The sequence below is a fragment of the Geodermatophilus poikilotrophus genome (assembly GCF_900111455.1).
In the GTDB taxonomy this organism is placed as follows: Bacteria; Actinomycetota; Actinomycetes; order Mycobacteriales; family Geodermatophilaceae; genus Geodermatophilus; species Geodermatophilus poikilotrophus.
This window is the reverse complement of record NZ_FOIE01000010.1, coordinates 26,404-39,620: the sequence shown is the minus strand read 5'-3', so window position 1 is coordinate 39,620 and position 13,217 is coordinate 26,404. Positions and strand designations below refer to the sequence as shown.

The window sequence follows — 13,217 nt, the reverse complement described above, 5'->3', positions numbered from 1 at the left end:
TCCGCCCGGCGGCTCCGACGACGGCCGGACGGCTGCGTCGCCGCGGGGATGTTAGCGCTAACAAGGACAGCGTCACACCCCCGCGGGTGTACGCACCGCCGGGACGGGGCCGGTGCTGGAGCGGACGAGCAGGACCGGTGTGACCGGCTGCGGGCGCAGCTCGCGGCCGGCCAGCCGGGCCAGCACGAGCTCCACGGCACGGTGGCCGAGCTCGGCGAAGTCCTGCCGGACCGTCGTCAGCGGCGGGGTCAGGTAGGGAGCCTCGGGCAGGTCGTCGAAGCCGACGACGCTGACGTCCCGCGGCGCCTCGAGCCCCTCCTCGTGGAACGCCGCGAGCAGGCCCAGGGCCATCTGGTCGTTGGCGACGAAGACCGCGGTGACCTCCTCACCGGCGCGCCTGCGCGCGGCGAGCCGGCGGCCGGCCTCGTACCCCGAGGACGGCGACCAGTCGCCGTGCAGGCACACCGGGACGGGCGCACGCGCGGCGGTCAGCTCGGCGCGCCAGCCCTCGACCCGGTCGCGGGCCTCCGCGGAGTCGGCCGGGCCGGTGACGTGGTGGACGGTGCGGTGACCGAGGTCGAGCAGGTGCCGCGTCGCCAGCCGCGCGCCGGCGCCCTGGTCGACGCCGACCGCGGGCTCCTCGAGCGCCCCGCCGCTCTGCACCGTGACCAGGGGCAGCGGGGCGTCCACCGCGTGCAGCGCCTCGACGGCGTCGTCGTAGGTGGCCAGCGCCAGGACGGCGTCCACCGACTGGGCGACGAACCGGTCGACGGCGTCGCGCATCGCGTCGGCGGTGGCCTCGTCGAGCACGGTGACGCTCAGTGAGTACCCGGCTGCCCGCGCCGCCCGCTCCAGGCCGACCAGGGTCTGCGCCGGGCCGTACTGGTTGATGTTCACCGTGACGAACCCGATGGTCCGCGTGGAGCCGGTGACCAGGGCCCGCGCGGCGGTGTTCGGCCGGTAGCCCAGCTCGCGGATGGCCCGCTCGACGCGCTCGCGGGTCTGCGGCGCGACGTTGGGGTGCCCGTTGATGACCCGGGACACCGTCTGGTGGGAGACGCCGGCCCGAGCTGCGACGTCCGACATGACCAGCGCTCGGCTCGGCCCCTCGGGCTCCACCGTCACCCCTCCCCGTCGAGGAGCCGGCCCGTGGCCGCCTCGGTCGATGCCCTGCCGGGCGGCCCCGCGGCAGCTCCGCGGGGCCGCCCCCAGGGCGTCAGCGGGACGCGCCGGCGCGCCGCTTGTTGTAGACGTCGAAGGCCACGGCCAGCAGCAGCACCAGGCCCTTGACCACCGACTGGATGGACTGGTCGACACCCATGAGCTGCATGCCGTTGCTCATGACGGCCATGATCAGACCGCCGACCATGGCGCCGACGACCGTGCCGACACCACCGGTGACGGCCGCACCGCCGATGAACGCCGCGGCGATCGCGTCGAGCTCGAACATGTTGCCGGCGCTGGGCTGGGCGCCGTTGGACCGCGAGGAGAAGACGACGCCGGCGACCGCGGCCAGGAAGCCCATGTTGACGAAGATCCAGAAGTTGACCGCCCGGACCTTGACACCCGACAGCGTGGCTGCCGCCAGGTTGCCGCCGATCGCGTACACCTGGCGCCCGAAGACGGTGCGGGTGGTGATGATGCCGTAGGTGATGATCAGCACGGCCAGGATGATCAGCACGATCGGCAGGCCGCGGGCGTGCGCGAGCTGCCAGGCGAAGGCCATCACGACGGCGCCGACGAGCACGATCTTGGCGACGAAGAGCGGGAAGGACTCGACCGGCTGCTCGTACCTGATCCGCGCCGTGCGGGTGCGCCAGTTGCTGACCGCGTAGCCGGCGACCGCGATCCCGCCGATCAGCAGGGTGAACGCGTCGTAGCCGTTGCCGCCGAGGAGGCCGTTGAGGAAGCCGCTCGCGATCCGGCTGTACTCCTGCGGGAACGGCGACAGCGAGATGTTGTCCAGGACCTGCAGCGTGAGACCGCGGAACAGCAGCATGCCGGCGAGGGTCACGATGAACGCGGGGATGCCGACGTAGGCGACCCAGAAGCCCTGCCAGGCGCCGATCGCGAGGCCGGTCGCGACGGCGGCCAGGACGCCGGCCCACCACGGCATGCCCTGCCGGATGACCAGCACCGCGGAGACCGCGCCGGTGAGGGCCACGACCGATCCGACCGAGAGGTCGATGTGCCCGGCGATGATCACGATGACCATGCCGATGGCCAGGATCAGGATGTAGCTGTACTGCAGGACGATGTTGGTCACGTTGCCCGGGGAGAGCAGCGTCCCGTCGGTGAGCACGGTGAACAGCGCGATGATCGCGACGAAGGCGATGTAGATGCCGCTCTGGCGCAGGTTGCTCGTCAGCAGCGCACGGACGTCGCTGGTCCCGGTGTGCAGGGCGACGGCGGGCGCGACGTCCTTCGGCGCCGTCGAGCTCTGGGCCTCGGGCTCCGACGACGGGGGCACGGTCCTGGTCATGCCGCGAGCTCCTTCTCCTTGGTCATGAGCTCCATCAGGTTCTCCTGGGTCGCCTGGCCGACGGGCACCTCACCGGTGATCCGGCCCGCGGACAGGGTGTAGACGCGGTCGCAGATGCCCAGCAGCTCGGGCAGCTCGGAGGAGATGACCAGCACCGCCTTACCGGCCGCGACCAGCCGGTTGATGATCGTGTAGATCTCGTACTTCGCACCCACGTCGATGCCGCGGGTGGGCTCGTCGAGGATGAGCACCTCGGGGTCGGTGTACAGCCACTTGGACAGCACGACCTTCTGCTGGTTGCCGCCCGAGAGCTTCCCGACGACGGAGGCGACGCTCGGGGCCCTGACGTTCATGCTCTTGCGGTAGCCCTCGGCGACCTTGATCTCCTCGTTGCCGTTGACGAAGCCCTTGCTGGAGAGCTTGCTCAGGGCGGCGGCGGAGACGTTGCGCCGGATGTCCTCGATGAGGTTGAGGCCGTAGTGCTTGCGGTCCTCGGTGGCGTAGGCGATCCCTGCGTCGATCGCCTCGGCGACGTTCCTGGGCCGGACCTCCTTGCCGTGCACGAACATCCGGCCGGTGATGTTGCGGCCGTAGGCGCGCCCGAAGATGCTCATCGCCAGTTCGGTGCGCCCGGCGCCCATGAGGCCGGCGATCCCGACGACCTCCCCGGCCCGCACGGTGAAGTTCGCCCCGTCGACGACCTTGCGGTCCTGGGTCGGGTGCCACACGGTCCAGTCCTCGACCCGCAGCACCTCCTCGCCTGGGTGCGACTCCCGCTCGGGGTAGTAGCTCTCCAGGTCGCGGCCGACCATCCCGCGGATGATCCGCTCCTGGGTGACCTCGCCGGCGTGCAGGCTCAGCGTCTCCACCGTCTTGCCGTCGCGGATGACCGTGACGTTGTCGGAGACGGCGGTGATCTCGCCGAGCTTGTGCGAGATCATGATGCAGGTGATCCCGCGGTCCCGGAGACGCCGCATCAGGTCCAGCAGGTGCGCGGAGTCGGTGTCGTTGAGCGCGGCGGTCGGCTCGTCGAGGATGAGCAACCGCACGTCCTTGGACAGCGCCTTGGCGATCTCCACCAGCTGCTGCTTGCCGACGCCGAGCTGACCGACCGGGGTGACGGGGTTCTCCTCCAGGCCCACCTCGGCGAGCAGGCGGGCGGCCTCGGCGTTGGCCTTGTTCCAGTCGATCAGCCCGAAGCGGCCGCGCCGCTCACTGCCCAGGAAGATGTTCTCCGCGATCGACAGGTAGGGCACCAGCGCGAGCTCCTGGTGGATGATCACGATGCCCACGTGCTCGCTGTCGCGGATTCCGGAGAAGCGGACCGGCTGGCCGTCGTAGACGATCTCGCCGTCGTAGCTGCCGGCCGGGTAGACGCCGGAGAGGACCTTCATCAGCGTCGACTTGCCGGCGCCGTTCTCGCCGCAGATCGCGTGGATCTCGCCCCGGCGGACCGCCAGGTTGACGTCCTCCAGGGCCTTGACCCCCGGGAACGTCTTGGTGATGCCGCGCATCTCCAGGATGTGGTCGTCCATGGGACCTCGTCGTCCTGTCATCGGCGCCCGTCGCTGGGTACGGGACGCGCCGCGGATGGTGGAGAGAGTGTGCGCTCCCCCGGCGGGGTCGGCCAGGGGCGCGGGACGAGGTCCCGCGTGGTGCCGGCCGGGCCCGGCAGCGTGCTGCCGGGCCCGGCCGGGTCAGGGGGTGTCGGTCAGTCGGACTGGCCGCTGGCGACCTCGTCGGCCGTCCAGTAGCCGGAGTCGATCAGCACGGACTGGATGTCGTCCGCGAAGACCGTCTCGACCGGGAGCAGGTAGGACGGGACGACCTTGACGCCGTTGTCGTACGTCTCGGTGTCGTTGGCCTCCGGCTCGTTGCCCTCGGCGAAGGCGGACGCGGCGGCGACGGCCTGCTCGGCCAGCAGACGGGTGTCCTTGAAGATCGTGGAGCTCTGGACCCCGTCGTTGATCAGCTTGACCGAGGCGATCTCGGCGTCCTGACCGGTGACGACCGCCATCGGGTTGGCGGCGTCGAGCGTCGGGCCGTAGCCGGCGTTCTGCAGCGCGGTGATGATGCCGCGGGAGAGGCCGTCGTACGGCGAGAGGACGCCGTCGACCCGCGAGCCGTCGTTGTAGGCGGAGGTCAGCAGGTCCTCCATCCGCCGCTGGGCGGTCTCCTGCTGCCAGCGCAGGATCGCGGCCTGCTCGATGCTCGTCTGGCCCGACTTGACGACCAGGGTGCCGTCGTCGATCAGCGGCTGCAGGACGTCCATCGCGCCGTTGAAGAAGAAGAACGCGTTGTTGTCGTCCAGCGACCCGGCGAACAGCTCGATGTTGAACGGGCCGGTCGCGGTGCCGGGCGAGCCGTCCTCGTTGCGCAGGCCCAGACCCTGCAGCAGGGCGTTGCCCTGCGCCTGGCCGACGGCGAAGTTGTCGAACGTGACGTAGAAGTCGACGTTCTCGCTGTCGCGGATGAGGCGGTCGTAGGAGACCACCGGGATGTTGTTGGACGCCGCGTTCTCCAGCTGGCCGGAGAGGGCGGTGCCGTCGATGGCCGCGACGACGAGGATGTCGGCACCCTCGGTGATCATCTGGTCGATCTGCTGCGACTGGGTGGGGATGTCGTCGTTGGCGTACTGCAGGTCGACGGTGTAGCCCTCGGCCTCCAGCTGCTCCTTGACGTTGTTGCCGTCGGCGATCCAGCGCTCGGAGGTCTGGGTCGGCATCGAGACGCCGATGGTCAGGTCCTCCGCCGCGGCGCCCTCGCCACCGGCACCGCCGCTGCCACCGGCACCCTCGCCGCCACAGGCCGCCAGGGTCAGCGCCATGCCGGCGCTGAGGGCGGCGAAGCCGAGCCTCTTGCTCACGTGATCTCCTCCTCGAGACTGCTGCGCGCTCGACCCGGCGCAGGCCCGCCCGTGGCGAGCGGCACAAGTGTGAGCGTTAACAACCCACTGCCGTCAACCCCTGTTCGCCACCTCGGCGTCACGGTCTCGTAACGAGCACCCGGGAGTGGGCCACATCGGGTGAGCCGCGTGGGCGAACGGTGAACCGACCGCTACCCCGCGTCGACCCGGGCGGTGTCCCGCGCGACACCCGCCCGGGGGACGCACGTGGTCCACCGGGCCGGTGCACCGGTGCGGCCTGCCTGCCGGCTCCGTCCTGGGGTTGCCGCGGACCCCGCCCGTACCGACCCCGCCCGAGGGCTCACCGCGGGCCTCGTCCGCAGCTCCGCCCCGAGGGCGGAGGGGTCCTCTCAGCGCAGGGTGACCTGCCGGGACAGCAGGCCTGCCCGGGCGCGGCGCTCGTCGGCGGTCAGCGGGTCGGTGGTCCCCAGCGCCTGCTCCAGCCGGGCCTGGAACGCGGTCGCGGCGTCCGTCCAGTCGGCGGCCGGGGACCCGGCGGGCAGGTCCCACACCGGCACGAGGAGGCCGTGCGCCCGGAAGGCGCCGGCGTAGCGGGTGCCCTCGCCGAGCAGGATCTCGCCCGAGGCGCGCAGCCGGGCCAGCGCGTCGAGCAGCCGCTCCTCCGGCTCGGGCCGCACCCAGCGCAGGTGGGCGCGCTCGGCCCCAGGCCGCACCCAGTAGGCGGCACCGAGGCCGGGCAGCAGCTCGGTGGGCAGGATCGCGGCGTTGGCCTGCTCCAGCCCGGCCTGCGCCGCGGCCCCGGCCTCGACACCCTCCAACCAGAAGCCGAAGTCCGGGTGCACGGTCACCTCGAGCGGTGCGCCGAGGTCGACCAGCTCCTGCAGCCGCGGCCCGGCCGAGCCTGACCCCCCGAGCGGGCCCGGGTCGACCGGCGCGCCGGCGGGCGCCTCGAGGGCGGCGGCCAGCGCCGTCCCGAGGTCGCGGCTGACGTCGTCTGAGGCGCCCTGCAGCTGGACGCCGAGCAGGATCTCGCCGTTGGCGCGCACCAGGGCGGGAGCCCCGCCGGGCAGCACGCTGGCCAGGGTGACGTCGCGCCCGTCCGCCGTCCGCAGCGGCGCGGTCGCCGCCGGGACCAGCTCGCGCAGCGCCACCCAGTGCGGCTCGCCGGGCAAGCCCTCGAACGGCCGGGCCACCGGCGGGGCGTAGCCCGAGCCGTGGCAGTGCTTGTAGCGGCGGCCCGAGCCGCACGGGCACGGCGCCTTGGGGTTGACGCCCTCCTCTGCGGCAGGAGCAGCGGGACGCTTGCGGGTCGCGGAGCGGGCCATGGTCCGAGCGTAAGTGGCCCCCGTCCAGAGGCTCGCGCCGAGCCTGCGAGGCGGGAGGGGGGCGAGGTGGCCCCCGTCCAGAGGCTCGCCGCCGAGCCCGCGAGGCGGGAGGGGGACGGGGCGGCCCCCTCGCAGGGTCCCGCCGCGAGCTCGCGAGTGGCGGGGCGCGAGGTGGTCCTGTCTCTACGCTGCTCCGGCGTGACACCCGCGGCCGCGCCGATCGACCTCACCGACCCCGCCGTCGTCGCCGACCCCTACCCGGCCTTCGCGCGCGCCCGGTCGCAGGCGCCGGTGCAGTGGCACGAGGGGCTGGGCCTGTGGCTGGCGTTCACCCACGCCGAGAGCAACGCCGTCCTGCGCGACCGGCGGCTGGGCCGGATCTGGCGGGACCGGGAGCCGGCGGAGCGGTTCCGGTCCTTCAACCTGGTCCACCGCAACGCGCTGCTGGAGATGGAACCGCCGGACCACACTCGGCTGCGCCGGCTGGTCAGCGCCGCCTTCGCCCGCGGGCACGTCGAGCGACTCCGGCCGTGGGTGCAGCAGCTGGCCACCGAGCTGGTCGACGGCCTGGTGGAGCGTTCCGGCGGGACCGAGCCGGTCGACGTCCTGTCCGGGATGGCCGACGAGCTGCCCGTCGCCGTCATCGCCGAGCTGCTCGGCGTCCCGCAGGCCGACCGGCCGCTGTTGCGACCGTGGTCCAACGCGATCGTGAAGATGTACGAGTACGGCCGGACGGCGGCCGTCGAGGACGCCGCGGAGCGTGCGGCGGACCAGTTCGTCACGTACCTGCGCGCGCTGGCCGCCGAGCGCCGTCGCACCCCGGGCGAGGACCTGCTGTCCCACCTGGTCACCGTGCGCGACACCGAGGGCGACCGGCTCACCGAGGACGAGCTGGTGACCACCTGCGTCCTGCTGCTCAACGCCGGGCACGAGGCGACGGTCAACGTCAGCGGCAACGGCCTGCTGGCGCTGCTCGAGCACCCCGACCAGCTGCACCGGCTCCGCGTGGACCCCGGCCTGCTGCCCACGGCGGTCGAGGAGCTGATGCGGTTCGACTCGCCGCTGCAGCTGTTCGAGCGGACCGCGACGGCCGACGTGGACCTCGGCGGCACCACCGTGCGGAAGGGGCAGAAGGTCGCCGCGCTGCTCGGCGCCGCGAACCGGGACCCGGCGGTGTTCGCCGCTCCGGACACCCTCGACGTCGGCCGCACCGACAACCCGCACACCACCTTCGGGGCCGGTGTGCACTTCTGCATCGGCGCCCCGCTGGCCAGGGTCGAGCTGCAGGCGTCCTTCGGCGCCCTGCTGGAGCGCACGTCGCGGCTGGAGCTCGGCGGGGAGCCGGTGCGCCGCCCGGAGTTCGTCATCCGCGGCCTGGCCGAGCTGCCCGTCGTGCTGGCCCGCTGACCTGGCCCGTCCCGGCCAGGCCGTTGTGGATCGTGAGCGCGGTCACTGGCAGGATCCGGCCATGCGCGGCCTCATGCAGGACTACCCCCTGACCATCGACGCGATCTTCCGGCACGTCGAGCAGCACTACGGCGACGGGACGATCGCCACCGCGGGGCCCGGCGGGGTCACCCGGACGACGTACGCGGAGTGGGCCGAGCGCACCCGGCGGCTCGGCGGGGTGCTCGACACGCTCGACATCAGCGCCGACGGCCGGGTCGGCACCTTCGGCTGGAACAGCCAGCGCCACCTCGAGCTGTACTTCGCCGCGCCGAGTTCCGGCCGGGTGCTGCACACGCTCAACGTGCGGCTGTTCCCCGAGCAGCTGACCTACATCGCCAACCACGCCGAGGACGAGGTCGTCTTCGTCGACCGCACGGTGCTGCCCCTGCTGTGGCCGCTCGTCGACACGATGAAGACCGTCCGGCACGTCGTGGTGATGGACGACGGGGGGGACAACGAGATCCCCGACGACCCGCGCGTCCTCGACTACGAGACGCTGCTGGCCGACGCCCAGCCGGTCGAGTTCGGTGTCACGGACGAGAACTCGGCCGCTTACATGTGCTACACGAGCGGCACGACCGGCAACCCCAAGGGCGTCGTCTACTCGCACCGCTCGACGTTCCTGCACACCATGGGCGTCATGGCGCCCAACGCCTTCGGCCTGGGCATCCAGGACGTGGCGATGCCGGTCGTGCCGATGTTCCACGCCAACGCCTGGGGCATCGCGCAGGCCGCCCCGGCCGCGGGCGCCTCGCTGGTCATGCCCGGCCCGATGATGCAGCCCGAGGCCCTGGCGAACCTGATCGTCGAGGAGGGGGTCACCTTCACCGCCGGCGTGCCGACGATCTGGCAGGGCGTGCTCCCCCACCTCGCCGGCCGGCCGCACAAGCTGCGCGACATCGGCTGCGGCGGCTCCGCGGTGCCCCGGGCGCTGAGCGAGGCCTACCGCGAGCAGGTGGGCCTGCCGATCCTGCAGGCCTGGGGCATGACCGAGACCCACCCGGTCGCCTCCTCCGGCATCCTGCCGCGGCGCTACGCCGACGCCGACGCCGAGACGCAGGCCGACCAGCGGTCCCGGGCAGGGCTGCCGTTCCTCGGCGTCGAGGCCCGGATCGTCGACGCCGAGACCCTCGAGCCGCAGCCGTGGGACGACAAGGCCACCGGCGAGCTGCAGGTCCGCGGGCCGTGGTGCGCGCAGGACTACTACAACCCCGACGCCGGGGTGGAGCTGACCACCCCCGACGGCTGGATGCGCACCGGTGACGTCGCGGCGATGGACCCGTTCGGCTCGATCCGGATCGCCGACCGCACCAAGGACCTCATCAAGTCCGGCGGCGAGTGGATCAGCTCGGTCGACCTGGAGAACGCGATCATGAGCCACCCGAAGGTCAAGGAGGCCGCGGTCGTCGGCGTCCCGCACCCGAAGTGGGACGAGCGCCCGCTGGCCTGCGTCGTCCTCAGGGAGGGCGAGACGGCCACCAAAGACGAGATCCTCGAACACCTCAAGCCGCAGGTGGCCAAGTGGTGGCTGCCCGACGCGGTCGAGTTCATCGACGAGGTGCCCAAGACCAGCGTCGGCAAGTTCTCCAAGAAGGACCTGCGCACCCGCTTCGCGGAGTTCCCCGCGAAGGGCTGAGCCCCGGGGTGGGTCCGTCCGGTCGACGCGGACGGACCCACCCCGCTCCCCCGGCTGTCAGCGCACGACCGCACCGGTGCGCGTCCCCGCCGGGGTCAGCTCCTCGCTCGCAGGCCTCGCTGCGATACTCCCGCGGCTGTCAGCGCACGACCGCACCGGTGCGCTTCCGCGCCGGGGTCCGCTCCTCGCTCGCAGAGCTCGCTGCGATGCTCCCCCGGCTGTCAGCGCACGAAGGGCTGCTGGCCGGTCTCGCTCACCATCGGCCGGCCGGCGGCCTCCCACTCGCCCATGCCGCCGCCCACGTTGACCGCGTCGTAGCCGTTGGCGTTGAGCCAGGCGGCCACGCGGGCCGAGCGCCCGCCGCCGCGGCAGGTGACGTAGAGCGGGTCGGCCTCGGGGAGGTCGTCCAGCCGGGCCGGGACCTCGCCCATCGGTATGTGGGTGGCGCCGTCGATGTGGCCGGCCACCCACTCGTCGTCCTCGCGGACGTCGAGGACGACGGCGTCCTCGGGCACCTCGCTGGCGGGCACGGTCGGGACCTGCTGCGGCATCACACGCCCCATCGTGCCACCGGCGCGGGAGGCGGCCGCGCTCCCCGCACCACCGCGCTGATCATGGGGTCGTGGCAGGGGACACGCGCGGACGCGCCGGAGAGGTCGGCACGAACACATGATCACGGCCCGGGACGCTGGGAGGATGAGGACGATGACCGCCGACGCTCCCGCGCCCGTCCGCGACCCCGCCTGGTCGCTGTCCCGCTCGGCCATCGGCCTGTGGGTCACCGAGGGCGTGATCGGCGCGCTGTTCTGGGTCGTCGTGGTCACGGCCGTCCTCGTCTTCGTCCCGGAGGGCGGACTCCCGTCGCCCCTGCGCTGGGCGCTCGTGGCGTTCGCGGTGCTGGAGGCCGCCGTGACGATCGGCATCCGGCCGTGGGTCCGCTACCGCGTGCACCGCTGGGAGGTCACCGGCGAGGCGGTCTACACCCTCACCGGCTGGCTGACCCGCACCTGGACGCTCGTGCCCATCTCGCGGATCCAGACCGTCGACGTCACCCGGGGCGTGCTGCAGCAGCTGTTCGGGCTGGCCACGGTGGCGGTGCTGACCGCGTCCTCGCAGGGCACGGTCCGGGTGCTGCACCTGGAGGCCGACGTGGCCCAGCGGGTCGCCGACGACCTGGCGCGGCGGGCCGAGCTGGTCCGCGACGAGGCGACGTGATCGACGCCGGCACGCAGCCGCGGCGCACGTCACCCCGCGTCGTGCTGGTGCACACCGCCACCTTCCGGCAGGCCCGCCAGCTGGTGCCGGTGCTCATCCCGGTCGCCGCGGTGGTCGGCCTCGGCGACGGGCTGCTCACGGTCGTCGTCATGGCGGTGGTCATCACCGCCCTCTCGCTGGCCGGCGCGGTGCTGAGCTGGTGGCGGTTCGGCTACGCCGACGGGCCGACGGCGGTGGTGGTCACCCGCGGCCTGCTCGCCCGCTCGGTGCGCACCGTGCCCAACGACCGCATCCGCGGCGTGGAGGTCGAGGCCCCACCGCTGCACCGGCTGCTCGGGCTGGTGCGGGTCCGCATCGACGCCGCCGCCGGCTCGGTCGGGACCAACGAGGAGGAGCTCGTCGTCGACGGCGTCCCCCGGGCCGAGGGCGACCGGCTCCGCACCCGGCTGCTGGCCCGCCGTCCCACCGGGGCACCGGCACCGGACGCCGAGCAGCCCCCCGAGGCGCCGGTCGAGGAGGAGCTCTCCCGCTTCCGGCCGCGCTGGCTGCTCTACGCGCCGCTGGTCGGCAGCTACCTCGTCGTCCCGCTGGCCGCGGTCGGCACGCTGTTCCGGCTGGTGCAGGAGCTGCCCGACGCCGTCGTCCCGGACCTCATCGGGCCCGAGCCCTCCCCGCACCTGCTCGTCGCCGGCCTGGTGGTCGCGGTGCCGCTGCTGGCGCTGGCCGCGGTGGTCGGGGCGGCCGTCGTCAACTGGGGCTACCGGCTGGTGCGGCGCGGCGGCTCGCTGGTCGCCGTCCGCGGGCTGCTCACCCGGCGGCACACCGAGCTGGAGGTCGACCGCATCCGCGGTGGCACGCTCAGCGAGGGGCTGGGCATGCGCTGGGTGCGCGCCGCGCGGGTGAACGCCCTGGTCACCGGCCTCGGCCAGGCCCACCGCCGCGGTCAGCTGCTGCCGCTGGGACCGCGCGCGGAGGCCGTGCGGCTGCTGGGCCGGCTCGTCGAGGACCCCGGTCCGCTGACCGGCCACCCGCCCGCGGCCCTGCGCCGGCGGCTGGTGCGCGCCCTGGCCGCCGGGCTGCTGGTCACCGCGGCCGGGACCTGGGCGGCGACCGTCCTCGGCTGGTGGTGGGTGCCGGTCGCCGGCGTCGTCCTGACCGTCCTGGGCGTGCCCATGGGCATCGGCCGCTTCCGCGCGCTCGGGCACGGAGCCGGGCCCCGGTCGTTCAGCGTGCGCAGCGGCTGGCTGGTGCGCGAGCAGGCGGTGCTGCAGCGCCGCGCCGTCGTGGGCTGGCAGGTGCGGCAGAGCGTGTTCCAACGGCGGGCCGGGCTGGCCACCGTCGTCGCCTGCGTGGGCGCCGGCAGCGGGGGTTACGCCGCGGTGGACATGGCCGCCGCCGAGGTGCCCGGCTTCACCGCTGCGGCCTCGTCGGGGACGTGGGCGGGGACGCTGGCCCCGTAGGCGGTCGGCCGGAGCCGATCCGGTACCGCGAGTGTCGATCACCGTGGCGGGTAGCCGGGGGGCGATGAGATGCGGTCCTGCGCCGGTGCGGATCTCAGTCCTGCCTGCCGTTGCTGCCCAGGTGCACCCGCCCGGCCAGCGCCGCGGCCTCGACGCGGGTGGCGACGCCCAGCGTGCGCAGCAGCGCGGCGACCAGCCGCTTCGCCGTCCGCTCGGACACGTGCAGGGTCGTGGCGATCTCCACCGTGCTCGTGCCGTCGGCCACCAGCCGCCACAGCCGGCGCTCGTCGGCGGTCAGCCGATCCGCGAGGCCCTGCTCCCCGGAGGGCGCGGAGTCCTCGAGCAGCCGGCGCAGCAGGTCCTCCGGGACCACCGACCAGCCGTCGAGCACCGCCAGCAGCGGGCGCACCAGCAGCTCGGGGTCGGCGGTCTTGGGCAGGTACGCCGCGGCCCCGGCCCGCAGGGCCTCCAGGACGGCGTCCTCCTCGGCCTGCCCGGACAGCGCCACCACCCGCACCGTCGGGTCCGCGCGGCGGATCGCCGCGATCGCCCGGGTGCCGCCCGGCGGCGGCATGTGCAGGTCCACGACGGCGACGTCGGCATGGTGCCGGCGCACCATCGCCGCGGCTGCCGAGGCGTCGTCGGTGGTGGCCACGACGCGGACCTGCCCCTCGCTCACCCCCGGCAGCAACAGGGCCAGACCACGGCTGAACAGCGGGTGGTCGTCGACGAGCACGACGTCGACAGGTCGGCGGCGCTCAGCACCGGCGTCGCTCTGCTCCAT

The 13,217-nt window shown here is 73.6% G+C and carries 11 protein-coding genes; 4 read left to right on the top strand and 7 right to left on the bottom strand.

Going from position 1 to position 13,217, the window contains the following annotated elements:
- Positions 1-72 precede the first annotated feature (72 nt).
- From BMW27_RS20485 to BMW27_RS20465, 5 genes are all read right to left on the bottom strand, one after another.
- Positions 73-1,125 (bottom strand): LacI family DNA-binding transcriptional regulator, encoded by a 1,053-nt coding sequence (locus tag BMW27_RS20485; RefSeq protein ID WP_245743764.1) that lies wholly within the window; start codon positions 1,123-1,125, stop codon positions 73-75.
- 91 nt (positions 1,126-1,216) lie between these two features.
- Complete coding sequence (mmsB, locus tag BMW27_RS20480) at positions 1,217-2,482, bottom strand: multiple monosaccharide ABC transporter permease (RefSeq protein ID WP_091447812.1); 1,266 nt, start codon at positions 2,480-2,482, stop codon at positions 1,217-1,219.
- A complete protein-coding gene (mmsA, locus tag BMW27_RS20475) occupies positions 2,479-4,017 on the bottom strand; it encodes a multiple monosaccharide ABC transporter ATP-binding protein (RefSeq protein WP_091447810.1) in 1,539 nt (512 codons plus the stop codon). Before mmsA ends, mmsB begins: the two co-directional genes overlap by 4 nt.
- A gap of 176 nt (positions 4,018-4,193) precedes the next feature.
- Positions 4,194-5,348, bottom strand: coding sequence for a multiple monosaccharide ABC transporter substrate-binding protein (gene chvE, locus BMW27_RS20470; RefSeq protein WP_217638230.1), 1,155 nt, complete (start codon positions 5,346-5,348; stop codon positions 4,194-4,196).
- Between the two features lie 389 nt (positions 5,349-5,737).
- Positions 5,738-6,673: a DUF5926 family protein gene (locus tag BMW27_RS20465; RefSeq protein ID WP_091447808.1), complete on the bottom strand. Its 936-nt coding sequence runs from the start codon at positions 6,671-6,673 to the stop codon at positions 5,738-5,740.
- A gap of 198 nt (positions 6,674-6,871) precedes the next feature.
- Between BMW27_RS20465 and BMW27_RS20460 the strand changes: the two genes are divergently transcribed.
- Together BMW27_RS20460 and BMW27_RS20455 are read left to right on the top strand one after the other, a co-directional pair.
- Complete coding sequence (locus tag BMW27_RS20460) at positions 6,872-8,080, top strand: cytochrome P450 (RefSeq protein ID WP_091447806.1); 1,209 nt, start codon at positions 6,872-6,874, stop codon at positions 8,078-8,080.
- A gap of 61 nt (positions 8,081-8,141) precedes the next feature.
- Positions 8,142-9,758: a long-chain fatty acid--CoA ligase gene (locus BMW27_RS20455; RefSeq protein ID WP_091447804.1), complete on the top strand. Its 1,617-nt coding sequence runs from the start codon at positions 8,142-8,144 to the stop codon at positions 9,756-9,758.
- Between the two features lie 221 nt (positions 9,759-9,979).
- Here BMW27_RS20455 and BMW27_RS20450 read toward each other — a convergent pair whose 3' ends face one another.
- On the bottom strand, positions 9,980-10,309 hold the full coding sequence (locus BMW27_RS20450) for a rhodanese-like domain-containing protein (protein ID WP_244522736.1): 330 nt from the start codon (positions 10,307-10,309) through the stop codon (positions 9,980-9,982).
- A gap of 154 nt (positions 10,310-10,463) precedes the next feature.
- Here BMW27_RS20450 and BMW27_RS20445 point away from each other — a divergent pair, with 154 nt between their 5' ends.
- Together BMW27_RS20445 and BMW27_RS20440 are read left to right on the top strand one after the other, a co-directional pair.
- A complete protein-coding gene (locus BMW27_RS20445; protein WP_245743763.1) occupies positions 10,464-10,973 on the top strand; it encodes a PH domain-containing protein in 510 nt (169 codons plus the stop codon).
- Positions 10,970-12,433, top strand: a complete 1,464-nt coding sequence (locus BMW27_RS20440; protein ID WP_091447798.1) for a PH domain-containing protein — start codon at positions 10,970-10,972, stop codon at positions 12,431-12,433. The genes BMW27_RS20445 and BMW27_RS20440 overlap by 4 nt, the downstream gene beginning before the upstream one ends.
- A 94-nt stretch (positions 12,434-12,527) precedes the next feature.
- On the opposite strand, the gene BMW27_RS20435 is transcribed toward BMW27_RS20440, so the two are convergent.
- Positions 12,528-13,217: a response regulator gene (locus BMW27_RS20435; protein WP_091447795.1), complete on the bottom strand. Its 690-nt coding sequence runs from the start codon at positions 13,215-13,217 to the stop codon at positions 12,528-12,530.